21 protein-coding genes are annotated in these 22,645 nt (G+C 63.9%); 9 read left to right on the forward strand and 12 right to left on the reverse strand.

The window, feature by feature from the left end; translation table 11 throughout:
* Window positions 1-6 precede the first annotated feature (6 nt).
* The 7 genes from B4I46_RS00935 to gloB form a co-directional block, all read right to left on the reverse strand.
* Window positions 7-1,617: an ABC transporter ATP-binding protein gene (locus B4I46_RS00935; protein ID WP_043864488.1), complete on the reverse strand. Its 1,611-nt coding sequence runs from the start codon at window positions 1,615-1,617 to the stop codon at window positions 7-9.
* A gap of 1 nt (window position 1,618) precedes the next feature.
* A complete protein-coding gene (locus B4I46_RS00940; RefSeq protein ID WP_043864487.1) occupies window positions 1,619-2,638 on the reverse strand; it encodes an ABC transporter permease in 1,020 nt (339 codons plus the stop codon).
* 1 nt (window position 2,639) lies between these two features.
* Window positions 2,640-3,713 carry a microcin C ABC transporter permease YejB gene (locus B4I46_RS00945; protein WP_043864486.1) on the reverse strand — a complete coding sequence of 358 codons (1,074 nt, stop codon included), beginning with the start codon at window positions 3,711-3,713 and terminating at the stop codon, window positions 2,640-2,642.
* 1 nt (window position 3,714) lies between these two features.
* Complete coding sequence (locus B4I46_RS00950; protein WP_286898119.1) at window positions 3,715-5,577, reverse strand: extracellular solute-binding protein; 1,863 nt, start codon at window positions 5,575-5,577, stop codon at window positions 3,715-3,717.
* Complete coding sequence (locus B4I46_RS00955; protein ID WP_286898121.1) at window positions 5,574-7,406, reverse strand: extracellular solute-binding protein; 1,833 nt, start codon at window positions 7,404-7,406, stop codon at window positions 5,574-5,576. Before B4I46_RS00955 ends, B4I46_RS00950 begins: the two co-directional genes overlap by 4 nt.
* A gap of 119 nt (window positions 7,407-7,525) precedes the next feature.
* Window positions 7,526-8,947 carry a LysM peptidoglycan-binding domain-containing protein gene (locus tag B4I46_RS00960; protein WP_043859725.1) on the reverse strand — a complete coding sequence of 474 codons (1,422 nt, stop codon included), beginning with the start codon at window positions 8,945-8,947 and terminating at the stop codon, window positions 7,526-7,528.
* Window positions 8,948-9,046: 99 nt separating this feature from the next.
* Window positions 9,047-9,826, reverse strand: a complete 780-nt coding sequence (gene gloB, locus B4I46_RS00965) for a hydroxyacylglutathione hydrolase (RefSeq protein WP_043859726.1) — start codon at window positions 9,824-9,826, stop codon at window positions 9,047-9,049.
* 80 nt (window positions 9,827-9,906) lie between these two features.
* Here gloB and B4I46_RS00970 point away from each other — a divergent pair, with 80 nt between their 5' ends.
* The 4 genes from B4I46_RS00970 to B4I46_RS00985 all read left to right on the forward strand — a co-directional run bounded on the left by B4I46_RS00970 (window position 9,907) and on the right by B4I46_RS00985 (window position 14,326).
* Entirely contained in the window at window positions 9,907-10,689 is a 783-nt protein-coding gene (locus B4I46_RS00970) for a class I SAM-dependent methyltransferase (protein ID WP_043859727.1), read from the forward strand.
* Window positions 10,690-10,698: 9 nt separating this feature from the next.
* Window positions 10,699-11,154, forward strand: coding sequence for a ribonuclease HI (rnhA, locus tag B4I46_RS00975; protein WP_043859728.1), 456 nt, complete (start codon window positions 10,699-10,701; stop codon window positions 11,152-11,154).
* An 86-nt stretch (window positions 11,155-11,240) separates the two neighbouring features.
* Window positions 11,241-11,993, forward strand: coding sequence for a DNA polymerase III subunit epsilon (gene dnaQ, locus B4I46_RS00980; protein WP_229589435.1), 753 nt, complete (start codon window positions 11,241-11,243; stop codon window positions 11,991-11,993).
* 86 nt (window positions 11,994-12,079) lie between these two features.
* The gene (locus tag B4I46_RS00985) at window positions 12,080-14,326 is read left to right on the forward strand and encodes an Orn/Lys/Arg decarboxylase N-terminal domain-containing protein (RefSeq protein ID WP_286898126.1); all 2,247 of its coding nucleotides are present in this window, start codon (window positions 12,080-12,082) and stop codon (window positions 14,324-14,326) included.
* Window positions 14,327-14,372: 46 nt separating this feature from the next.
* On the opposite strand, the gene B4I46_RS00990 is transcribed toward B4I46_RS00985, so the two are convergent.
* Window positions 14,373-14,837 (reverse strand): cysteine hydrolase family protein, encoded by a 465-nt coding sequence (locus B4I46_RS00990; RefSeq protein WP_286898128.1) that lies wholly within the window; start codon window positions 14,835-14,837, stop codon window positions 14,373-14,375.
* Between the two features lie 93 nt (window positions 14,838-14,930).
* Between B4I46_RS00990 and B4I46_RS00995 the strand changes: the two genes are divergently transcribed.
* From B4I46_RS00995 to B4I46_RS01005, 3 genes are read left to right on the forward strand one after another with little or no spacing between them, the layout of a single operon-like run.
* The gene (locus B4I46_RS00995; protein WP_054915273.1) at window positions 14,931-15,500 is read left to right on the forward strand and encodes an SPOR domain-containing protein; all 570 of its coding nucleotides are present in this window, start codon (window positions 14,931-14,933) and stop codon (window positions 15,498-15,500) included.
* A gap of 55 nt (window positions 15,501-15,555) precedes the next feature.
* Window positions 15,556-16,071, forward strand: coding sequence for a GNAT family N-acetyltransferase (locus B4I46_RS01000; protein ID WP_043860822.1), 516 nt, complete (start codon window positions 15,556-15,558; stop codon window positions 16,069-16,071).
* A 12-nt stretch (window positions 16,072-16,083) separates the two neighbouring features.
* Window positions 16,084-16,509 (forward strand): HD domain-containing protein, encoded by a 426-nt coding sequence (locus B4I46_RS01005; protein WP_286898132.1) that lies wholly within the window; start codon window positions 16,084-16,086, stop codon window positions 16,507-16,509.
* Here B4I46_RS01005 and B4I46_RS01010 read toward each other — a convergent pair.
* On the reverse strand, window positions 16,488-17,981 hold the full coding sequence (locus B4I46_RS01010; RefSeq protein ID WP_123752364.1) for a PLP-dependent aminotransferase family protein: 1,494 nt from the start codon (window positions 17,979-17,981) through the stop codon (window positions 16,488-16,490). The two genes, B4I46_RS01005 and B4I46_RS01010, sit on opposite strands and share 22 nt — an antisense overlap.
* A gap of 98 nt (window positions 17,982-18,079) precedes the next feature.
* Between B4I46_RS01010 and B4I46_RS01015 the strand changes: the two genes are divergently transcribed.
* Window positions 18,080-18,748 carry an FMN-binding negative transcriptional regulator gene (locus B4I46_RS01015; protein ID WP_058541302.1) on the forward strand — a complete coding sequence of 223 codons (669 nt, stop codon included), beginning with the start codon at window positions 18,080-18,082 and terminating at the stop codon, window positions 18,746-18,748.
* A 145-nt stretch (window positions 18,749-18,893) separates the two neighbouring features.
* Complete coding sequence (locus B4I46_RS01020; protein ID WP_278929106.1) at window positions 18,894-19,859, forward strand: DUF559 domain-containing protein; 966 nt, start codon at window positions 18,894-18,896, stop codon at window positions 19,857-19,859.
* A gap of 43 nt (window positions 19,860-19,902) precedes the next feature.
* Here the strand turns inward: B4I46_RS01020 and B4I46_RS01025 are convergent, their stop codons facing one another.
* The 3 genes from B4I46_RS01025 to B4I46_RS01035 form a co-directional block, all read right to left on the reverse strand.
* Window positions 19,903-20,970, reverse strand: a complete 1,068-nt coding sequence (locus B4I46_RS01025; protein ID WP_236176631.1) for an endonuclease/exonuclease/phosphatase family protein — start codon at window positions 20,968-20,970, stop codon at window positions 19,903-19,905.
* Between the two features lie 87 nt (window positions 20,971-21,057).
* Window positions 21,058-21,303, reverse strand: coding sequence for a DUF1654 domain-containing protein (locus B4I46_RS01030; RefSeq protein WP_043860816.1), 246 nt, complete (start codon window positions 21,301-21,303; stop codon window positions 21,058-21,060).
* Window positions 21,304-21,500: 197 nt separating this feature from the next.
* The gene (locus B4I46_RS01035) at window positions 21,501-22,589 is read right to left on the reverse strand and encodes an asparaginase (protein WP_043860815.1); all 1,089 of its coding nucleotides are present in this window, start codon (window positions 22,587-22,589) and stop codon (window positions 21,501-21,503) included.
* Window positions 22,590-22,645 lie beyond the last annotated feature (56 nt).

A 22,645-nucleotide genomic window follows, 5' to 3' on the forward strand; every position in this document is an offset into this window, starting at 1 on the left:
TTCAGGTTAATCGACAGCTGTGGGGGCCAAAAAGGCGGCTTCCAGCAGCTGCTGTGTATAGGGATGTTGCGGGGCGCTGAAAATACCCGTAGCCGGACCTTGTTCCACCACCTTGCCCTGCTTTACCACCATCAACTGGTGGCTGAGCGCCTTGACCACCGCCAGGTCATGGCTGATGAACAAGTAGGTCAGGTTGTACTTGGTCTGCAGCGTACGCAGCAGTTCCACCACCTGGCGCTGAACGGTCCGGTCGAGCGCCGAAGTGGGCTCGTCCAGCAGTATCAGCGCCGGTTTCAATACCAGTGCCCGGGCAATGGCAATACGTTGTCGCTGGCCACCGGAGAACTCGTGAGGGTAGCGGTGCCGGGTTTGCGGATCCAGTCCTACTTCCTCGAGCGCCTCCATGATCGCCTGTTCCTGCTCTGCCTCCGTGCCAATCCGATGAATGCGCAGGCCCTCTCCGACGATATCGCTCACGCTCATGCGCGGGCTCAGGCTGCCGAAGGGGTCCTGGAACACCACCTGCATCTGGCGGCGCAACGGCCGCACCTGTTGCTGGGTCAGGCCGTCCAGCGCCTGGCCTTCAAAGCGTATCGCGCCCTGGCTGCCGATCAACCGCAGGATCGCCAGGCCCAGGGTAGACTTGCCGGAACCACTCTCGCCCACGATGCCCAGGGTCTGGCCCTGGGGCAGGCTGAAGTTGATGCCGTCCACCGCCTTGACGTGGTCCACGGTCTTGCGCAGCAGGCCCTTCTTGATCGGGAACCACACGCGCAGGTCCTCGACCTCCAGCAGCGGCGGGCCCACCGGGTTGTCGGCAGGCTTGCCGCTGGGCTCGGCACCGAGCAGCATTTGCGTATACGGATGCTGCGGGGCACGGAACAATTCGTCACACGACGCCTGTTCGACGATGCAACCGCGCTGCATGACACATACGCGGTGGGCAATTCTTTTCACCAGGTTCAAATCGTGACTGATCAGTAGCAGCGCCATGCCCAGGCGCGCCTGCAGGTCCTTGAGCAATTCGAGGATTTTCAGCTGCACGGTGACGTCCAGCGCGGTGGTCGGTTCGTCGGCGATCAGCAGCTCCGGCTCGTTGGCCAGGGCCATGGCGATCATCACCCGCTGGCGTTGACCGCCCGACAGCTCGTGGGGCAGGGCCTTGAGGCGCTTGACCGGGTCGGGAATGCCCACCAGTTCCAGCAGTTCCAGGGTGCGCTCGGTGGCCGCCTTGCCGCGCAGGCCCTTGTGCAGCATGAGAATCTCGTTGATCTGTTTCTCGATGTTGTGCAGCGGGTTGAGCGAGGTCATCGGCTCCTGGAAGATCATCGCGATGCGGTTGCCGCGAATGCGCCGCATCTGTTTTTCTTCCAGCTTGAGCAGGTCCTGGCCTTCGTAGGTGATGCTGCCGCTGGGGTGGCGGGCCAGCGGGTAGGGCAGCAGGCGCAGGATGGAGTGCGCGGTCACCGACTTGCCCGAGCCGCTTTCGCCCACCAGTGCCAATGTCTCGCCACGACGGATGTCGAAGCTGATGCCTTCGACCACGCGTTGCTGCTGCGCCCCGGTGACGAACTCCACCGACAGGTCGCGCACTTCGATCAAGGTGTCGTTGCTCATCTCATTTCCTCGGGTCGAAGGCATCGCGGGCGGACTCGCCGATGAACACCAGCAGGCTGAGCATCAGTGCCAGTACCGCGAAGGCGCTCATGCCCAGCCACGGCGCCTGCAGGTTGGACTTGCCCTGGGCCACCAGCTCGCCCAGCGACGGCGCGCCCGGTGGCAGGCCGAAGCCGAGAAAGTCCAGCGCCGTGAGGGTGCCGATGGCGCCGGTCAGGATGAACGGCAAAAAGGTCATGGTCGAGACCATCGCGTTGGGCAGGATGTGCCGGTACATGATCGCGCCGTTCTGCATGCCCAGCGCCCGCGCCGCGCGCACGTATTCCAGGTTGCGCCCGCGCAGGAACTCGGCGCGCACCACGTCCACCAGGCTCATCCACGAGAACAGCAGCATGATGCCCAGCAGCCACCAGAAGTTGGGCTGCACGAAACTGGCCAGGATGATCAGCAGGTACAGCACCGGCAACCCCGACCAGATCTCCAGAAAGCGCTGCCCGGCCAGGTCGACCCAGCCGCCATAGAAGCCCTGCAGGGCGCCTGCGATCACCCCGATGATCGAGCTGAACACCGTCAGCGTCAGGGCGAACAGCACCGAGATGCGAAAGCCGTAGATCACCCGCGCCAGCACGTCGCGGCCCTGGTCGTCGGTGCCCAGCAGGTTCTGCGCCGAGGGCGGGGCCGGGGCGGGCACCTTCAGGTCGTAGTTGATGCTCTGGTAGCTGAACGGGATCGGTGCCCATAGCACCCAGCTGTCCTTGGCTGCCAGCAACTCGCGGATGTACGGGCTCTTGTAGTTGGCCTCCAGCGGGAACTCGCCGCCGAAGGTGGTCTCGGGGTAGCGCTTGAGGGCGGGGAAGTACCATTCGCCGTCGTAACGCACCGCCAGCGGCTTGTCGTTGGCGATCAGCTCGGCGCCCAGGCTCAGCCCGAACAGGATCAGGAACAGCCACAGCGACCACCAGCCACGGCGGTTGGCCTTGAAGCGTTCGAAGCGGCGGCGGTTGAGAGGGGATAGGGTCATCTCAGTGCTCCCGGCTGTCGAAGTCGATACGCGGATCGACCAGGGTGTAGGTCAGGTCACCGATCAGCTTCACCACCAGGCCCAGCAGGGTGAAGATGAACAGCGTGCCGAACACCACCGGGTAGTCGCGGTTGATGGCCGCCTCGAAGCTCATCAGGCCCAGGCCGTCGAGGGAGAAGATCACCTCCACCAGCAGCGAGCCGGTGAAGAAGATGCCGATGAATGCCGAGGGGAAGCCCGCGATCACCAGCAGCATCGCGTTGCGAAACACGTGCCCGTAGAGCACCCGGTTGGGGCTCAGGCCCTTGGCCTTGGCGGTGATCACATACTGCTTGTTGATCTCGTCGAGGAAGCTGTTCTTGGTCAGCAGGGTCATGGTGGCGAAGTTGCCGATCACCAGCGCGGTCACCGGCAGGGTCAGGTGCCAGAAGTAATCGAGGATCTTGCCCGTGGTGCTCAGTTCATCGAAGTTGTTTGAGGTGAGCCCGCGCAAGGGGAACCAGTCCAGGTAGCTGCCGCCGGCAAACAGCACGATCAGCAGAATGGCGAACAGGAATGCCGGGATCGCATAGCCGACGATGATGGCCGAGCTGGTCCACACGTCGAAGTGGCTGCCGTGCCGGGTAGCCTTGGCGATGCCCAGGGGGATCGACACCAGGTACATGATCAGCGTGCTCCACAGCCCCAGCGAGATCGACACCGGCATCTTCTCGGCAATCAGGTCGATGACCTTGGCGTCGCGGAAGAAGCTGTCGCCGAAATCCAGCCGGGCGTAGTTCTTGATCATGATCCACAGGCGTTCCGGCGCCGGCTTGTCGAAGCCGTACATGCGCTCGATTTCCTTGACCAGGGCAGGGTCCAGGCCCTGGGCGCCACGGTAGTTGGAGCCGGCCACGGATACTTCCGAACCGCCACCGGCGATGCGGCTGGTGGCGCCGTCGAAGCCCTCGAGCTTGGCGATCATCTGTTCCACCGGGCCACCGGGCGCGGCCTGGATGATCACGAAGTTGATGATCAGGATACCCAGCAGGGTGGGGATGATCAGCAACAGGCGGCGAAAGATATAGGCCAGCATGTCAAGGTGCCTCGCCCGCTGGGGCAGCATCGGCTGGGGCGGCGTCTGCGGCCCCCGGCACCACCGGTTTCACGTCCGGCTTGATCCACCAGGTGTTGATGCCGATGTCGTACTTGGGCGGCGTGGCCGGGTGGCCGATATGGTTCCAGTACGCCACGCGCCAGGTCTTGATGTGCCAGTTGGGCACCACGTAGTAGCCCCATTGCAGCACGCGGTCCAGGGCACGGGTGTGTTCGATCAGGCTCTGGCGCGAGTCGGCATTGATCAGGCCGTCCACCAGGGTGTCCACGGCCGGGTCCTTGAGGCCCATGAAGTTGCGGCTGCCGGGCTTGTCGGCGCTGGCGCTCTGCCAGAACTCGCGTTGCTCGTTGCCCGGCGAGTTGGATTGCGGGAAGCCGCCCACGATCATGTCGAAGTCGCGCGAGCGCAGGCGGTTGATGTATTCCGATACGTCCACCCGGCGAATGTTCAGCTCGATGCCCAGGTCGGCCAGGTTGCGCTTGTAGGGCAGCAGGATGCGCTCGAACTCGGTCTGGGCGAGCAGAAACTCGATCACCACCGGCTTGCCCTGGGCATCCACCATCTTGTCGTCCTGGATGCGCCAGCCGGCTTCCTGCAGCAGCTTGTAGGCCTGGCGTTGCTGCTCGCGGATCATGCCGCTGCCATCGGTGACCGGGTTCTTGAACGCTTCGGTGAACACCTTGTCGGGGATCTGCCCGCGCAGCGGTTCCAGCAGTTTCAGTTCGGCCGCATCCGGCAGGCCGCTGGCCGCCATGTCGGAATTTTCGAAGTAGCTGGTGGTGCGGGTGTAGGCGCCATTGAACAGCTGCTTGTTGGTCCACTCGAAGTCCAGCAGCAGGCTCAGTGCCTCACGCACGCGCACGTCCTGGAAGATCGGGCGGCGCAGGTTGAACACGAAGCCCTGCATGCCGGTCGGGTTGCCGTTGGCGATCTCTTCGCGGATCAGGCGGTTCTGGCGAACTGCCGGGATGTTGTAGGCGGTGGCCCAGTTCTTGGCGCTGACCTCCAGCCAGTAGTCGAACTGGCCGGCCTTGAGCGCCTCGAGCGCCACGGTATTGTCGCGGTAGTAGTCGACGCGAATGGTGTCGAAATTGTAGAAGCCGCGGTTGATCGGCAGGTCCTTGCCCCAGTAGTCGGGGTCGCGCACGTAGCGGACCGAGCGCCCGGCCTTGACCTCGGCGACCTTGTACGGCCCGCTGCCCAGGGGGATCTCCAGGTTGCCTTTGGTGAAGTCGCGGGTGGCCCACCAGTGCTTGGGCAGCACCGGCAACTGGCCGAGGATCAGCGGCAGTTCACGGTTGCCCTTGTGCTTGAACTTGAACAGCACACGCAGCGGGTCTTCGGCGATCACTTCGTCGACGTCGGCATAGTAGGCGCGGTACAGCGGTGCGCCGCTGGTGACCAGGGTGTTGAAGGTGAACACGACGTCTTCGGCACGAACCGGATGGCCATCCTGAAAGTGCGCCTCGGGGCGCAGGTAGAAGCGCACCCAGCTGTTGTCGGGGGCTTTTTCGATCTGCCTGGCCAGCAGCCCGTATTCGGTGAATGGCTCATCGAGGCTGTTGCGCGCCAGGGTGTCGTATACCAGATCGATGTTGTCGGCCGGCACGCCCTTGTTGATGAAGGGGTTGAGGCTGTCGAAGCTGCCGGAGCCGTTGACGCGAAAGGTGCCGCCCTTGGGCGCGTCGGGGTTCACATAGTCGAAATGCTTGAAGTTGGCCGGGTACTTGGGCGCTTCGTCGTAGAGGGTCACTGCATGTTGCGGGGCGGCCAGGGCCTGAAGGCTCAGGCTGGCCAGCAGCAGGCCGCCTGCGATCAGGCGCAGGCACGGCAATGGCATCATTGGGCGTTCTCCGTGGGCTTGAGCCACCAGCTGTTCAGCCCCAGGGTGTAGGGCGGCGTGGCGACAAAGGCAAACCGGTTGCGGTAGGCCAGGCGGTGATAGTCGAGATACCAGTTGGGAACCATGTAGTGCTGCCATAGCAGCACTCGATCGAGGGCGCGCGCCGCAGCCACCTGGTCGTCGCGGCTCTGTGCATTGAGCAGGGACTCTAGCAGGTGGTCGACCACCGGGCTCTTCACACCCGCGTAATTCTTGCTGCCTTTGGTGGCGGCCTGGCTGGAATGAAAATACAGCCACTGCTCAAGGCCCGGGCTCAGGGTCTGGTTCAGGGTCATCAGAATCATGTCGAAATCAAATTGGTCCAGCCGTTGTTTGTACTGGGCCCGGTCTACCGTGCGCAAGCGCGCGTCGATACCGATGCTGGCAAGATTTTCGACATAAGGTTGCAGGATCCGCTCCAGGTTCGGGTTCACCAGCAGAATTTCCAGCTTCAGCGGCTGCCCGTTGCTGTTGAGCAGGCGCTGGCCGCTGAGCTTCCAGCCTGCCTGGCCGAGCAGGTTGAGGGCCTGGCGCAGGGTATCGCGGTCGATACCGCGCCCGTTGGTCTTGCCCACGCTGTAGGGCTGGGTGAACAGGGCGGCAGGCAGTTGGTCGCGGTACGGCGCCAGCAGCAGCCACTCCTTGCCCACCGGCAGGCCGGTGGCGCTGAACTCGCTGTTGGGGTAGTAACTGCTGGCGCGCTTGTAGGCGCTGCTGAACAGGGTGCGGTTGGTCCATTCGAAGTCCAGCATCAGGCCCAGGGCCTGGCGCACGCGGTCGTCGCTGAAGGCGGCGCGCCGGCTGTTCATGAACAATCCCTGCGTCTGGGTCGGGATCTGGTGGGCGATCTGCGCCTGGATCACCTGGCCACGACGCACAGCGGGGAAGTTGTAGCCGGTGGCCCAGTTCTTGGCCTGGTGCTCGATGTAGACATCGAATTCACCCGCCTTGAAGGCCTCGAAGGCCACATCGCTGTCGCGGTAGAACTCGAACTCGACGCGGTCGAAGTTGTACTTGCCGCGGTTGACTGCCAGGTCCTTGCCCCAGTAGTCCTTGACCCGCTCGAACACCAGGCTTCGACCTGGCTGTACCTGGGTGATGCGGTACGGGCCGCTGCCCAGTGGCGGTTCGAAGGTGGTGGCCTTGAAGTCGCGGCCTTTCCAGTAATGCTGGGGCAGCACCGGCATTTCGCCCAGGCGCAAGATCAGCAGCGGGTTGCCGGCACGCTTGAACACGAAGCGGATGCGCTTGGGGCTGAGGATGTCGACCCGCTGCACTTCCTGCAGGTTGGTGCGGTAGAGCGGGTGGCCTTCCTTGAGCAGGGTGCGGTAGGAGAACGCCACGTCGGCGGCGGTGATCGGCCGGCCATCGTGAAAGCGTGCCTCGGGACGCAGGTTGAACACCACCCAGCTGCGGTCTTCGCTGTACTCCACCGAACGGGCGATCAGCCCGTAGCTGGAGGTGGCTTCATCGCCGGAGGGGTCGCGCTGGCCGGTGCCCACCATCAGGGTCTCGTTCAGCTCGTTCACCCCGTACTGCAGGAAGTTGGGCGTGGTGACCGGGCTTGAGCCCTTGAAGGTATAGGGGTTGAGGGTATCGAACGTGCCGAATGCCATGGCGCGCAAGGTGCCGCCTTTGGGCGCTTGCGGGTTTACCCAATCGAAATGGGTGAATTTGGCTGGGTACTTGAGCGTGCCGAACTGGGCGTAACCGTGACTTTCGCTGATGGTCGCGCCCGCGGGAAAGCTCAAGGCCAGGCTGAATGACAGCAACAGGAGGGGACGTATCAAGTCGGCGATCCGATCCGGGCTTGGGCTTTATTCCGGCTACAGTAACAGCTTGTATCGGCAGGAAAAAGAGCAGCCCCGGAGATCGCCGGGGCCGCGGCCAGGCAGGCCTGGCCCGGGTCTCAGTGCGGCAGGTAGACGGTGAGGGTCTGGCCGGGCTTGAGGGCGTGGCCGCTGCGCGGATTCCAACGCTTGAGGTGCTGCATTTCAACGTTGAAACGCTTGGCCACCATGTACAGCGAATCGCCTTTGCGCACCTTGTATTGGGTAGGCTTCTTCTGGTTTCCGGCCGCGCTGGCAGGCTGCGCACCTTGCATCACCAGGGTCTGGCCGACCTTGAGGTTGTTGCCGCGCAGCTTGTTCCAGCGCTGCAGGTCCTTGACGCTGACCTTGTTGGCCCGGGCGATGCTGCCCAGATTGTCGCCACGCTTGACCCGGTAGCGGCTGTTGCGCACCGGCGTCGAGGCTTCGGCCAGGGCTGCCTCGAATACCGCCTTTTTCGGCTGCAGGCTGAGCAGCTCTTCGGGCTTCATGTTCGACAGGCTGGTGGTCAGCAGTTGCGCCTTGGCGGTGGGTACCAGCAACTGCTGCGGGCCGTCCACGGTCATGCGTTTCTTGAAGGCCGGGTTGAGCTGGAACAGTTCGTCTTCGTCGATCTCGGCCAGTGCGGCGACCCGCGACAGGTCGAGCCGGTCCTTGATCGCCACGGCTTCGAAGTAGGGTTCGTTGGCAATCGGGTTGAGGTTCACGCCATACGCCTGCGGGGTCAGCACCACCTGCGACAGGGCCAGCAGCTTTGGCACGTAGTCACGGGTTTCCTTGGGCAGCGGCAGGTTCCAGTAGTCGGTTGGCAGGCCAAGCTTCTCGTTGCGCTCGATGGCGCGGCTGACCGTGCCTTCACCGGCGTTGTAGGCCGCCAGGGCCAGCAGCCAGTCGCCGTTGAACATGTCGTGCAGGCGGGTCAGATAGTCCAGCGCCGCGTTGGTCGAGGCGGTGATGTCGCGACGGCCATCGTAGAAGCGCGTCTGGCGCAGGTTGAAGTAGCGCCCGGTGGACGGGATGAACTGCCACAGGCCCACCGCGTGGGCGCGGGAATAGGCCATCGGGTTGTAGGCACTTTCGATTGCCGGCAGCAGGGCCAGCTCCAGCGGCATGTCGCGCTCTTCAAGACGCTCGACGATGTAGTGGATGTACAGGCTGCCGCGGTCGCCGGCGCCTTCCAGGAACGAAGGGTTGCTGGCGAACCACAGGCGCTGCTGCTCGATGCGCGGGTTCACCGCAATGCCGTCCTGCAACTGGAAACCCTGGCGCATGCGTTCCCAGACGTCCTGGGCCACGGCTGGCTCGACCGGCTTCTTGTCATGCACGAAGATCGGTTTCTGCTTGATCCGCGCCTGGAAGTTGTGCGCGCGAACGCTATCGGATTCATCGACCTGGCGCGTGCTCTGGCAGCCCACGAGGGTGGCGGCCAGGGCCAGCGCACTGGCTTGGGCCAGGCGCGTCAGGGCAACGGAATTGAAGGTTCTGCGGCTAGGGGACGACATTGGCTGGGGGAAAGTTCCGGGCAAAAATGTCGGGCGATTCTAGAAAGGCACCCCCCATCGGTCAACCTTTGAGAATTTTCCGACCTTCACAGCGCCTGTTTAGAACGTGTCTTTCCAGGCCCGCAACCCTGCAAAAACAGCACTGGGCGTAGGGTTTATGCGGCCCACCCGTTCGTCTATTTTTTGTTTAACGGATGTTTCTGCTACCCGCAAAAACGGGTTGGTCAGCTTCTCCAGCGCGATGGTGGAGGGCAAAGTGATGCGATCTTGCGCGCGCAGTGCGGTAACGTCTTCGAAGCGTTGGATAACGTGCGGGTTCTGCGGCTCGACCGCACAGGCAAAGCGCAGGTTGCTCAGGGTGTATTCGTGGGCGCAATACACCTGGGTGGCCGCCGGCAGCGCTGCCAGGCGCTCCAGCGAGTGGTGCATCTGCTCCGGCGTGCCCTCGAACAGGCGCCCGCAGCCGGCGGCGAACAGCGTGTCGCCACAGAACAGCATCGGCAACTGCGGCTGGGCACAGTAATAGGCGATGTGCCCCAGGGTGTGGCCGGGTACGGCGAACACCTGGAACTCAAGCCCCAGCACCTCGAGGCGGTCATTGTCGTTCAGGGCCTGGTCGCGGGCGGGTATGCGTTCGTTGGCCGGGCCGCTGACGCGGGCGCCGGTGTGCGCCTTGAGCTGCTCAACGCCACCCACATGGTCGTGGTGGTGATGGGTGATCAGAATGTCGGTCAGTTGCCAGTCGGCATGCGCCTGCAGCCAGGCCAGCACGGGGGCGGCATCGCCCGGGTCGACCACCGCACAGCGCTGGTTCACGGCATCTTGTAACAACCAGATGTAGTTATCACTGAAAGCGGGCAGGGCCTGTATCTGTATCATCGTGCGATTCGCCAAACGGTGGACATGGGTGCATCTTAGTAGCTATGTGCGTTGTCGAGAACCTTCCAAGGGAGACAGCAATGACCGATCAAGCCTTTGCCCAGGCCGACCCGCAGTGGCTCGAGCTGATCAGCCAGGCGCGCGAGTGGTTCGCCGGCCCGCTGGGCCAGCAGCTGCTCGCCGGGGAGCAGCGCCTGCTCGAAGAGGAGCTGGGGCGCTTCTTCGGTGGCTACCTGGTGCATTACGGCCCTTGCGCCGAGGCACCGCCCAATGCCCCGCAGGTGCAACGCAACGTGCGCCTGGGGGCGCCGCTGCCGGGCGTCGAGATCGTGTGCGAAGAGCAGGCCTGGCCCCTGAGCGAGCACGCCGCCGACGTGGTGGTGCTGCAGCACGGGCTGGACTTCAGCCTCTCGCCCCACGGCCTGCTGCGCGAGGCGGCCAGCAGCGTGCGCCCTGGCGGGCACCTGCTGATCGTCGGGATCAACCCCTGGAGCACCTGGGGCCTGCGCCGGGTGTTTGCCCATGATGCGTTGCGCAAGGCGCGCTGCATCTCGCCGTCGCGGGTGGGCGACTGGCTCAACCTGCTGGGCTTCGCGCTGGAGAAACGCCGCTTCGGGTGCTATCGTCCGCCGCTTGCCTCGCCGGCCTGGCAGGCACGGTTGTCTGGCTGGGAGCGTGCTGCCGGGCGCTGGCAGATATCCGGTGGCGGTGTGTACGTGCTGGTGGCGCGCAAGATGGTGGTGGGCCTGCGCCCGCTGCGCCAGGTGCGCCGCGAGCCGATGGGCAAGCTGCTGCCGTTGCCGATGGCCAAGGTCAACCGGCGCACGCCTCACCCCGAGGGCCGCACCTTCAATGATGAATAAAGGCTGTACATGAGCGAAAGCGTCGAAAGCGTCGAGATCTACACCGATGGTGCCTGCAAGGGCAATCCTGGCCTGGGCGGCTGGGGCGCGCTGCTGGTCTGCAAGGGCGTCGAAAAGGAGCTGTGGGGCGGCGAGCGCGAAACCACCAACAACCGCATGGAACTGATGGCCGCCATCAAGGGCCTCGAGGCGCTCAAGCGCCAGTGTGATGTGCTGCTGGTGACCGACTCGCAGTACGTGATGAAAGGCATCACCGAGTGGATGGTCAACTGGAAGAAGCGTGGCTGGAAGACCGCCGCCAAGGAGCCGGTCAAGAACGCCGACCTGTGGCAGCAGCTCGACGAACAGGTCAACCGCCACAACGTGAAATGGCAGTGGGTGCGCGGGCACGTCGGCCACGCCGGCAACGAGCGTGCCGACCAGCTGGCCAACCGCGGCGTCGACGATCTGCGCAAGCAACGCTGACCCCTCCCTTTAGCGAATTCGCCACATCCTGCCCTGGGTGAGGTAAAATTCGCCGCTTTCAATATTCAGGCAGTACGCGGCAGGAGATGACCGACGTGGAGATGCAGAACAACAGGTCGGTAGTGCTCGACACCGAAACCACCGGTATGCCGGTGGCCGATGGTCACCGCATCATCGAGATCGGCTGTATCGAGCTGGTCGGCCGGCGCATGACCGGACGCAATTTCCACGTGTACCTGCAGCCCGACCGCGAAAGCGACGAGGGTGCGATCGGGGTGCACGGCATCACCGACGAATTCCTGGTGGGCAAGCCGCGTTTCGCCGAAATCGCCGACGAGTTCTTCGAGTACATCAAGGGCGCGCGGCTGATCATCCACAACGCGGCGTTCGACGTTGGTTTCATCAACAACGAATTCGCCATGCTCGGCCAGCACGATCGCGCCGATATCGCACAGCACTGCGAGGTGCTCGACACCCTGCTGATGGCCCGCGAGCGTCACCCCGGCCAGCGCAACAGCCTCGATGCCTTGTGCAAACGCTATGGCGTAGACAACTCCGGCCGCGAACTGCACGGCGCGTTGCTCGACTCCGAGTTGCTGGCGGACGTGTTCCTGGCCATGACCGGCGGCCAGACCAGCCTGTCACTGGCCGGCAGCGACAGCGAGGGCGAAGGCCAGTCCAGCCAGGGCAGCGAGATCCGTCGGCTGGTGGGGCGTCAGCCGGGGCGCATCATCCCGGCCACCGAGGCAGAGCTGCAAGCGCACATGGCGCGCCTTGAAGCAGTGGCAAAATCCACCGGTGGCCCGGCCTTGTGGCAGCAACTGCTCGAGGCCCGCTGAAGCAAATCCCGCCGCGTACCTGGCGCCGACCTTCTACCCTGAAATGAACGGCCTCACGGCCTGTCGCTCAGAAGGTGCCGGCGCCCATGTACAAGGACCTCAAGTTTCCGATACTCATCGTGCACCGCGATATCAAGGCCGACAGTGTGGCCGGTGATCGCGTGCGCGGCATTGCCCAGGAACTGGCCCAGGACGGCTTTACCATTCTGCCGGCGGTGGACTACGCCGAGGGCCGCCTGGTAGCGGCCACCCACCACGGCCTGGCCTGCATGCTGATTGCGGCCGAAGGCGCGGGGGAAAACACCCACCTGCTGCAGAACATGGTCGAGTTGATCCGCCTGGCGCGGGTGCGCGCACCGCACTTGCCGATCTTCGCACTGGGCGAGCAGGTGACCCTGGAGAACGCCCCGGCCGACGCCATGAGCGAACTGAACCAGTTGCGCGGCATCCTTTACCTGTTCGAAGACACCGTGCCGTTTCTGGCCCGACAAGTGGCGCGGGCGGCGCACAACTACCTGGACGGCCTGCTGCCGCCGTTCTTCAAGGCCCTGGTGCAGCACACCGCGCAATCGAACTACTCCTGGCACACGCCGGGCCATGGCGGTGGCGTGGCGTATCGCAAGAGCCCGGTGGGCCAGGCGTTTCACCAGTTCTTCGGCGAGAACACCCTGCGTTCGGACCTGTCGGTGTCGGTGCCGGAGCTGGGTTCGCTGCTCGATCATACCGGCCCCCTGGCGGCGGCCGAAGCGCGTGCGGCGCGCAACTTCGGCGCTGACCACACCTTCTTTGTGATCAACGGCACCTCCACCGCCAACAAGATCGTCTGGCACTCGATGGTCGGGCGTGACGACCTGGTGCTGGTGGATCGCAACTGTCACAAGTCGGTGCTGCACGCAATCATCATGACCGGCGCAATCCCCCTGTACCTGTGTCCGGAGCGCAACGAGCTGGGCATCATCGGCCCCATCCCGCTGAGCGAGTTCAGCTGCGAGGCGATCCAGGCCAAGATCGCGGCCAACCCGCTGGCCGCAGGGCGCGAGCCGCGGGTGAAGATGGCGGTGGTGACCAACTCCACCTATGACGGGCTGTGCTACAACGCCGAGATGATCAAGCAGGTGCTGGGCAACAGTGTCGAGGTGCTGCATTTCGACGAGGCCTGGTACGCCTACGCGGCGTTTCACGAATTCTTTGCCGGGCGTTACGCCATGGGTACTTCGCGCAGTGCCGACAGCCCGTTGGTGTTCAGCACCCATTCCACCCACAAGCTGCTGGCCGCGTTCAGCCAGGCCTCGATGATCCACGTGCAGGACGGCGGTGCACGCCAGCTCGACCGTGATCGATTCAACGAGGCGTTCATGATGCATATCTCCACCTCGCCGCAGTACAGCATCCTGGCCTCGCTGGACGTGTCGTCGGCGATGATGGAAGGCCCGGCTGGGCGCTCGCTGCTGCAGGAAATGTTCGACGAGGCGCTGAGCTTTCGGCGTGCGCTGGCCAACCTGCGCGAGCACCTGGCCGACGACGACTGGTGGTTCAGTATCTGGCAACCGCCGCAGGTGGGTGGCATTCACCGCGTGGCGACCGAGGACTGGCTGCTGCAACCCCAGGCCGAATGGCACGGTTTTGGCGATGTGAGCGAAGACTACGTGCTGCTCGACCCGATCAAGGTCACGCTGGTGATGCCGGGGCTGGATGCGGGCGGCAGCCTGGGTGAGCATGGTATTCCTGCGGCAGTGGTCAGCAAGTTCCTGTGGGAGCGCGGGCTGGTGGTGGAGAAGACCGGCCTGTATTCGTTTCTGGTGCTGTTCTCGATGGGGATCACCAAGGGCAAGTGGAGCACCTTGCTCACCGAACTGCTGGAGTTCAAGCGCAACTACGACGCCAATACCGCGCTGCTGCAGAGCCTGCCGTGCGTGGCGCAACTGGACCCGTTGCGCTACCACGGCATGGGCCTGCGCGACCTGTGCGAGCAGTTGCACGAATGCTACCGCGCCAACGCCACAGCCAAGCAGCTCAAGCGCTTGTACATGCGTTTGCCCGAGGTGGTGATGAAGCCGGGGGATGCGTATGACAAGCTGGTGCGCGGCGAGGTCGAGGCGGTGCCGATCGAGCGCCTGATCGGGCGGGTGGCGGCGGTGATGCTGGTGCCGTACCCGCCCGGGATTCCGTTGATCATGCCCGGGGAGCGCTTTACCGAGTCGACGCGCTCGATCATCGACTACCTGGGCTTTGCACGGGCGTTCGACCGTGGGTTCCCCGGGTTTGTGGCCGATGTGCACGGGCTGCAGCATGAAGTGGGGGACGTGTATACGGTGGATTGCATCCGCGAATGAGGGATGGCTTGTGCTGGCCGCTTCGCCGGCAATGCCGGCGAAGCCTTCACTGTAACTGTTGCGTGCTCACCACGTGCCCGAAATGATGCCGCCACAGGCTCACCCCCAACTGCCCCGACCGATCCAGCGACGACCCTACCGTGAGGTCGCTGATCAGGGTCGGCTGCAGCCCCGCATCAAACAGCGCGAACCCCGCCGCCAGCACGCAGGTGTCGGTCTGTATGCCGCACACCAGCACGCGCTCGGGGTTCAATTGCCTGAGGTAATCCAGCATCTCGGCCGTCGGGGCGTAGCCATGCTTGATGAAGATACGATCTGCCGCCACCAGGCTCTGGTCGTGCGCCGCCGGTTGCCAGCCCAGCTGACGTTGAAACGGGGTCACCGATTCATCATGGCGCTCCACGCTCGCCACCGACGGCATGCGGCCGATCAGTGATGCTATGCCGTCTACCAGCCATTGCGGCGGGTTGAACGAGGGTTGTACGTCGATAATCAGCAGTACCTGGCGCATGGAATGCCCTATGGAAGTTCAAGGCCGGGCGATTGTAACCCCCGGCCTTGCACAGATGCTAAAATCCGCCGCTTGAAACCTGGAGATAGACGCGTGCGCAAAGTGGCGGTGGTAATGGCAGTGCTGGCCCTGGCCGGCTGTGACAACGATGCCGAACGGGTACACAAGCAGGTTGCCGAGCATCTGGATAACCCGAAGACGGCCAAGTTCGCCAACGTGCGATTCAACAAGCAGGGCGATATCTGCGGCCAGTTCCGTGGCAAGGACGCGGCCGGTGTGTTCCAGCCTTACCGCAGCTACGTGGCCATCAAGCAGGGCGACGACTACCAGATCATCATCGACGAAACCGGCGGCGACCTGCGCATCCGCGAAATCTGCGGTGGTGCCGACCTGCAGCGCCGTGCCGATGCCCTGGCCGACCAGCCCGCGCCCGAAGGCTGGGACGTCGAGATCATCCAGGGCCCGAACATGGGCGCCCTCAGCGACATGACCGCGCGCCTGATCGAAAAACAGATTCCATCCTCGGTGGTGTACCGCGACGGCAAGCCGGTGGTTCTGCTGGGCCCTTACCCGACCAAAGAGGAGGCCCTGGCCAGCAAGAACGATGTGATGGCGCGCCTGGGTACCGATTCGGTGGTCATCCAGCACGGCGCCGAGCGCTAGCCAGCACGCGGCGGCGCCTCTTACACTCACGGCTTGTCTTCAAGGATGAGCCGTCATGAGTGATTCGCCCTTCGCCATTACCCTTCAACGTTGTACCGAACAGCACGTCGAGGGGCTCACGGCCCTGTACAACCACCCGCAGGTGGCGCGGCAGGTGCTGCAGATGCCGTATCAGAGCGCCGACCTGTGGCGCAAACGCATCGCCACCGACAACGAACGAATGGTGTTTCTGGTGGCCTTACATCAAGGCGAGGTGATCGGCAGCTGTACGCTCGAGCAGTTCATACGTGTACGTCGCGGTCATTGCGGCGGCATCGGCATGGGCGTCGCCCCGGCCTGGCAAGGGCAGGGGGTGGGCACACGGCTGTTGTCGGCGGTGCTCGAGGTGGCGGACAACTGGATGGGCCTGCAGCGCGTCGAACTCACTGTTTACGCCGATAACCAGCCGGCACTGGCGCTGTACCGGCGCCACGGCTTCGAGGTGGAAGGGCATTTGCGCGACTATGCTTTACGTGACGGTGTGTTCACCGATGCCTGCAGCATGGCGCGCCTGCGACGGCGCGAGGGTTAGAGGAGGGGGCTTATGTCCACACTGGAGCGAGCCATTGCGGTTGCCGCCAGGGCCCATGAAGGGCAGCAGGACAAGGGCGGCACTGCGTATATCCTGCACCCGTTGCGGGTGATGCTGAGGGTGCAGACCACCGAACAGCGCATCGTCGCGGTGCTGCACGACGTGCTCGAAGATACCAGCATGAGCTTGTCGGACCTGGCCCGCGAAGGCTTCGCCCTGAAGATACTGGCGGCGGTGCAGGCGCTGAGCCGGCGCGATGACGAAAGCTACGAGGCCTTCGTCGCGCGGCTGGGCAGCGACCCGCTGGCACGGGTGGTAAAGCTTGCCGACCTTGCCGACAACAGCGACCTTTCGCGCATCGCCATGCCCGGCCCCGAAGACATCGTGCGCCTGCAGCGCTATCAACAGGCCAGCGCCTACCTGCAGGCGCTGGCCTGAACGCTGGCGCTTTCGATCACCCGTGCCAGGCGCTGCATCGCCGCATCGATGGCTTCGCCACTGAACCCACCCAGGCCGAGCACCAGCCCGGGCCTGCCGTGCGGCCCCGCATACATGGGGGATACCGCGCGCACCACCACCCCGGCCTCTGCGGCCTGGTCCGCTACCTGCCTGTCGTCGATACCGGCTGCCAGCCACAGCACCAGGTGCATGCCCTGGTCGGTCGGTTGCAGCCAGGCCAGCTCAGGCTCCAGCCAGCGCGCCACCGCTTCGTTCACCTGGCGGTGGATGGTGGCGTACACACCGCGGATGCGGCGGATGTGCCGGTCCAGATGGCCTTCGTTGATGAAGGCCGCCAGTACCTGCTGGTCGGCGTTGGCCGGATGACGGTCCATCAGCACGCGGGCACCGCAGAAGGCGTCCACCAGGTCCGGCGGCACGATCGCATAGCCCAGGCGCAGTGACGGGAACAGGATCTTGCTGAAGGTGCCCAGGTAGATCACCCGTTCAGGGTCCAGCCCCTGCAACGAGGGGAACGGGTGCCCTGCATAGCGCAACTCGCCGTCGTAGTCGTCCTCGATCACCCATGCATTGTGGGTTCTGGCCCAGCTCAGCAGTGCCTCGCGCCGGGTCATGCTCATCGGCATGCCCAGCGGGTACTGGTGCGAAGAGGTGACGAAGGCGGCGCGGGCGTGGGGGCAGGTAGCGACGGCGTGTTCCACGTCCATGCCCTCGGCGTCCACCGGCACGCGCACCATCTGCCCGCTGTGCCCGGCGCTTTCGAGAATGGCGGTGATACCGCGGTAGGCCGGGTCTTCGACCCAGGCGAAGTCGCCGATGTCCAGCAGCACCTGGCAGGCCAGGTACAGGCCCTGCTGGGTGCCGGAGGTGATGATCACCTGGCTGGCCTCGCAGCGTACCGAGCGGGATTTGCGCACATAGTCCACCACCGCCTCGCGCAGCTCGATTTCCCCCAGCGGGTCGCCATAGCCGGCAGGGGCACCCGGGCCGCGGGCGCGCACCCGGTTGCCAAGGCGCCGCCAGATATCATCCGGCGCGGCCTTGCCCAGCGGTACCGAGACGGCGAACGGTACCTGGGGTACCTCGCCGAAGCGGCGGGCAAGTTGTGCAAAGCGTTCGATGCGTGCCGAGCTGGCGGCGGGCCGCGCCACACCTGTCGTGTGCGCGGCAGGTGGCTCTTCAAGGCTGTGCGCGACCCGCGTGCCGGCACGGCCGCGGGACTCCAGAAACCCCTCGGCCGTCAGTTGCTCGAACGCCTCGATGGCCGTGCCCCGCGCGATCATCAGCGATCTGGCCAGCATGCGGGTCGAGGGCAGCGCCTCGCCGGGCTTGAGGTCGCCGCGCCGGATCGCCGCACGCAGCGCCTGGGCCAGTTGGCGCCCCAGTTGGCCGCTGCTGCGGTCCAGCATGCCCAGCGAAGGAATATCCACCACGTTGGCTTTGCGCGCCATGTTTTCTGGTCCAGTTATTTTGTTCGATAGTGGATCTATACCATGGGCCAGTTGCGCCACACAATTTGCCATCGCCCTGTGCCGGATGGATGCAAACCATGTACGTACCGCAGTCTTTCAACGAGTCGCGCCCCGAGGTGCTGCATCAACTGATCATGCAGAACCCGCTGGGTGTATTGGTCAGCCACGGCGAGGGTGGGCTGGATGCCAACCATCTGCCGTTCCACTTCAAGCCGCAGGAGGGCACGCAGGGGGTGCTGCATGCTCACGTATCGCGGGCCAACCCGCTGTGGCGCGAACTCAAGGATGGCGATGAAGTGCTGGTGATCTTCCGCGGCGCCGATGCCTACATCTCGCCCAACTGGTACCCCAGCAAGCACGAGACCCACAAACAGGTGCCCACCTGGAACTATCAGGTGGTGCACGCCCATGGCCGCGTGACCTTGCACGATGACGAGCACTACGTGCGTGGCCTGGTGGCCCTGCTCACGCGCACCCACGAAGCATCCCAGCCCGTGCCGTGGAAGATGTCCGACGCGCCGAAGGACTACATCCGCGACATGCTCAAGGCCATCGTCGGGCTCGAGATCGAGATCACCCGTCTGGTCGGCAAGTTCAAGCTGGGCCAGAATAAGGAGGCGCGGGATATCCAGGGCGCCGCCCAGGGGTTGAAGGCGTCGGGCAAACCAGCAGTGGGCGAAGCCATGTTGAGCGCCACCGGTCACCCGCTGCACGGGCCGGCCTTGCCGGCGAAGGCGCCCGAATGACCGCCGCTTGATCCCACCTGAAAATCGACTTTTCCTACAGAGTCGGCCAGAATCGGCGGCTCGGCTGCGTTATGGCTTTTTGACTGCATCGGTCGAGAGTGGGTGCTTTTGCACCGGCCCGACTTTCCAGCGCAGACGACAGCACATGACCCAGGACGAGTGGTTGAAGGCCAATGCGGCGCGTTTCGGCAGTGACTACGAACGATTGTTCGCCAGCAACGTGCTCAGCCTCGTGGCGGGCATCCGTTACGAGTCGCTGAGTGCGCAATACCCCTTCAAGGACAATGACGGCGGGCAACGCTACTGCGACCTTGTCATCAATGAAGAGGGAGACGTGCGCATCGCCATCGAAATCGATGGCTATGACAAAAGCGGTACGGGTACCGGCATGTCGCACCCCGAGTTCATCGACTGGCAGCGGCGGCAGTCTGCACTCACTTCCCAGGGCTGGCGGGTGCTGCGCTTTGCCAACCGCGACGTCAGGGATCACCCGCAGCGTTGCGCTCGGGATATCAGCGTACTGCTCGATGCCGAGCGAAAAAAAGCCCACGACCTGCTGTCGAGCACGCGCCAGAGCGCCAGCGTGCAGCAGTTGGCGCAGGCGCAGGGCAGCCGGATCAAAGGGCTCAACAAGGAGGTTTCGGTCATGAAGTACACGATCATGTCATTCACTGCGCTGATCGGGGTTCTGATCGTGGTGTTTGCGTTCAAGGGCACCGAGTCGGTTGCAGGCTCGGCCGTGGTCAGCCAGGCAGTGGCGGCGCCGGCGTCACCCGCCACCTTGCAGGGCGCCACCTGCGACAACCCGCTGGACTGGCGTCAGGCCGCCGACCATATCGGGCAGAGCGCTGCGGTGCTGGGCCCGATCATGAAGGTGACCTACAAACCGTCGTCCAGGGGCCAGCCGACCTGGATCGACCTGGGTGCCAGCTTCCCCAGCAAGCGACGGTTGGGGCTGGTGGTATGGGGCGAGCATCGCCCGGCGTTCGCCTCGTTGCTGGCGCAGCCGCTGGAGGGGCGCACGGTGTGCGTGATAGGGCGTATCGAGCAGTACAAGGGCGTGCCGCGTCTGGAGTTGCAGGGCGCCAGTCAGTTCCAGCTGGTCAAGTGATCTTCAGGTGCAGCCTTGGCGTCAAGGCTGCACCGTTATCCCCTCAGCCGGCCTTCTGGCAGTTGCCGGCGATGCTGTAGCCCTCTGCCTGGGCGGCAGATTCGCTGCTGAACTCGACCCGATTCTTTTCGGCAATGCTGTTGTACGACGGGCAGTCCGGGCGGTGGTAGCGCTTCTTGGCCAGGTTGCCGCGCACTTGCCCGGTGGCGTCGGCTACGGTTGCAGCCTTGGTTTTGGCGGGGGCGGCGGGTCTTGCCGGTGAAGCGGCGGTCGTGGCCGTGCCCTTGCCTTGCCCCAGCTCTGCACGCAGGAATATCGGCGCGTGATCGGAGATGTTCGCCCGGCCTTGCTGGTGGGTCATGCCCAGGTGTTTCGGGTAGTCGTACACGCCCACGCTGTTGACCTTCAGCGGCGAGGAATGGCTGACGAAGATATTGTCGTAAAGGTTGGCGAATTTGCCGTCGGTTGTTGACAGCGTGCTGGCGCCTGCGACCACCAGTGGTCTGGCTGCGGCATTGAGCGACTTCCAGGCAGGCGAAGTGGGCGGCATGTTGAAGTCGCCCATCAGCAGGATGTGATTGTTGCCGGGGTAGACTTCCTTCAGCCAGGTCCAGTAGCTCGACAGCGCATCGATTTCCGCGACCCGGTCAGACGGCTTTTTCCCGTACACGATATGCACCGTGGCCACCACGAAATAGGCATTGTCGGTGAGTGACTTGAAGCGCGCGGAGTAGGGCTCGCGCTCGAAGATCTTCTTGCGGTCCAGGTAGGACACCGCACCGTCTTCATAGGCGACCTTGCTGTCCTTCCACACGAAACCATACATTTCCTTGTACGAAGACCTGCCTACCGCATCGGAGGCCATGTGGCTCCAGGGCTCGCCGCTCTGGCGGCTGAGTTCCCTGGCCAGCTTGTCCAGGGCCGCTTCGCTCATCAGCTCTTGCACAGCCAGAAAATCCACATTTTTGGCGACCTTGGCAATGGCCTTGAAGTCCTTGTTGGGGCGGTCGCTCAGGTGTTCCAGGTTCCAGGTGCCGATACGCGTTTCAGCAAACACCTGGCCACACAACAACATCAGCAGCATCACTGCAGCTGCAAGATTCTTGAACATCATTACTTCCAGATTCTACGGATAACACCATCGCCCAGAAGGGCGACAAGTCGGAGCAGGGTGGGCGGGCAGCGCCTGGCGACGGCTTCAGTCTTCCTTGGGCACAACCCAGAAAATCTGCACGCCGCCGTCATCCCGGTAGGCCAGGGTGACGTTGTCGTTTTCGGCGATTTCCTCGAGCAGGGTCTCCCAGTCGGCAGGCGACTCGTGCTCCAGGCGAAAGATCAGCGCCGCGCGGGACTTCTGCGCGGTTGGCGAGTTGATGATTTTCTGAATGCGGATGCCCAGTTGCTCGTAGCTGCTGACGGGCTTGGCGGCAGAGGAGGTGGCCACAGGTACAGGTTCCTTGTTTTTGCTGTATGCGCATACAGTATTTTACTGTAAGGCTTTTCGCAACTGCGTGTCGCTCAAAGAACCCATGTGACCACACGGCGCAGGCTTTGCTGCACCGTGGGCAAAATAAAAGTGGCGAAGTTACAAGAGGTTAGGCCGCCCCGCTGTAGGAAGGGCGGCCTGCCGGGCTACTGCACTCAGTATTCCCAGAAGATGCGCTGCAGCTCCTTGCTGTCCTGGGTCTTGGTCAGGGCGACCATGGCCAGGATGCGCGCTTTTTGCGGGTTCAGGTCGTGCGCCACTACCCAGTCGTTCTTGTCGTCAGGCTGCTCGGCGTTGCGCAGCACGAACCCGCCCTGGTTGACGTGGGACGAACGGATGATCTGCACGCCGTTCTTGCGCAGTTCCTGCAGGGCCGGCACTACGCGCGAGGACACCGAACCGTTGCCGGTACCGGCATGGATGATGGCCTTGGCGCCATTTTGCGCCAGGGCCTTGTAGGCGGTGTCGCTGACGTTGCCGTAGCTGTAGGCGATGTCCACGGCAGGCAGGCTGCTGATGGTCTTGATGTCGAACTCCGAATCCATCGTGTGGCGCTTGGCCGGCAGGCGGAACCAGTACGACTTGCCTTCCACGACCATGCCCATCGGGCCCCAGGCGCTCTTGAACGCTTCGGTCTTGATGTTGATCGACTTGCTCACGTCGCGACCGGACTGGATCTCGTCGTTCATGGTCACCAGCACGCCCTTGCCGCGCGATTGCTTGTCGCTGGCCACGGCCACGGCGTTGTACAGGTTGAGCATGCCGTCAGCCGACATTGCGGTACCGGGGCGCATGGAGCCCACGACCACGATCGGCTTGTCGGTCTTTTCCACCAGGTTGAGGAAGTAGGCGGTCTCTTCGAGGGTGTCGGTACCGTGGGTGATCACGATGCCGTCAACGTCCTTGCTGTCGGCCAGCTCGGCAACGCGCTTGCCCAGTTGCAGCAGGTTTTCGTTGGTGATGCTTTCGGAGGCGATCTGCATCACCTGCTCGCCGCGCACGTTGGCCAGGTTGGCCAGCTCCGGAACACCGGCAATCAGCTTGTCGACGCCCACCTTGGCGGCTTGATAGGTAGCGCTGTTGGCTGCGCTGGCACCTGCACCGGCAATGGTGCCGCCGGTGGCGAGGATAACCACGTTGGCGAGTTTCTGTTGGGTTTCGGCTTCCTTGGCGTAGGCGCCAGCAGGGAAGAACATGAACAGGGCCAGGGCGGCCGGAGCGAAGGAGTGAAGCGCAGCTTTCATCGTTATTGTTCCTTATGAGTGAAATTGCTGTGTTGCCCACACAAGTTCAGCAGAAA

This window comes from Pseudomonas sp. UBA7500, assembly GCF_002478435.1.
Classification (GTDB): domain Bacteria; phylum Pseudomonadota; class Gammaproteobacteria; order Pseudomonadales; family Pseudomonadaceae; genus Aquipseudomonas; species Aquipseudomonas palmensis.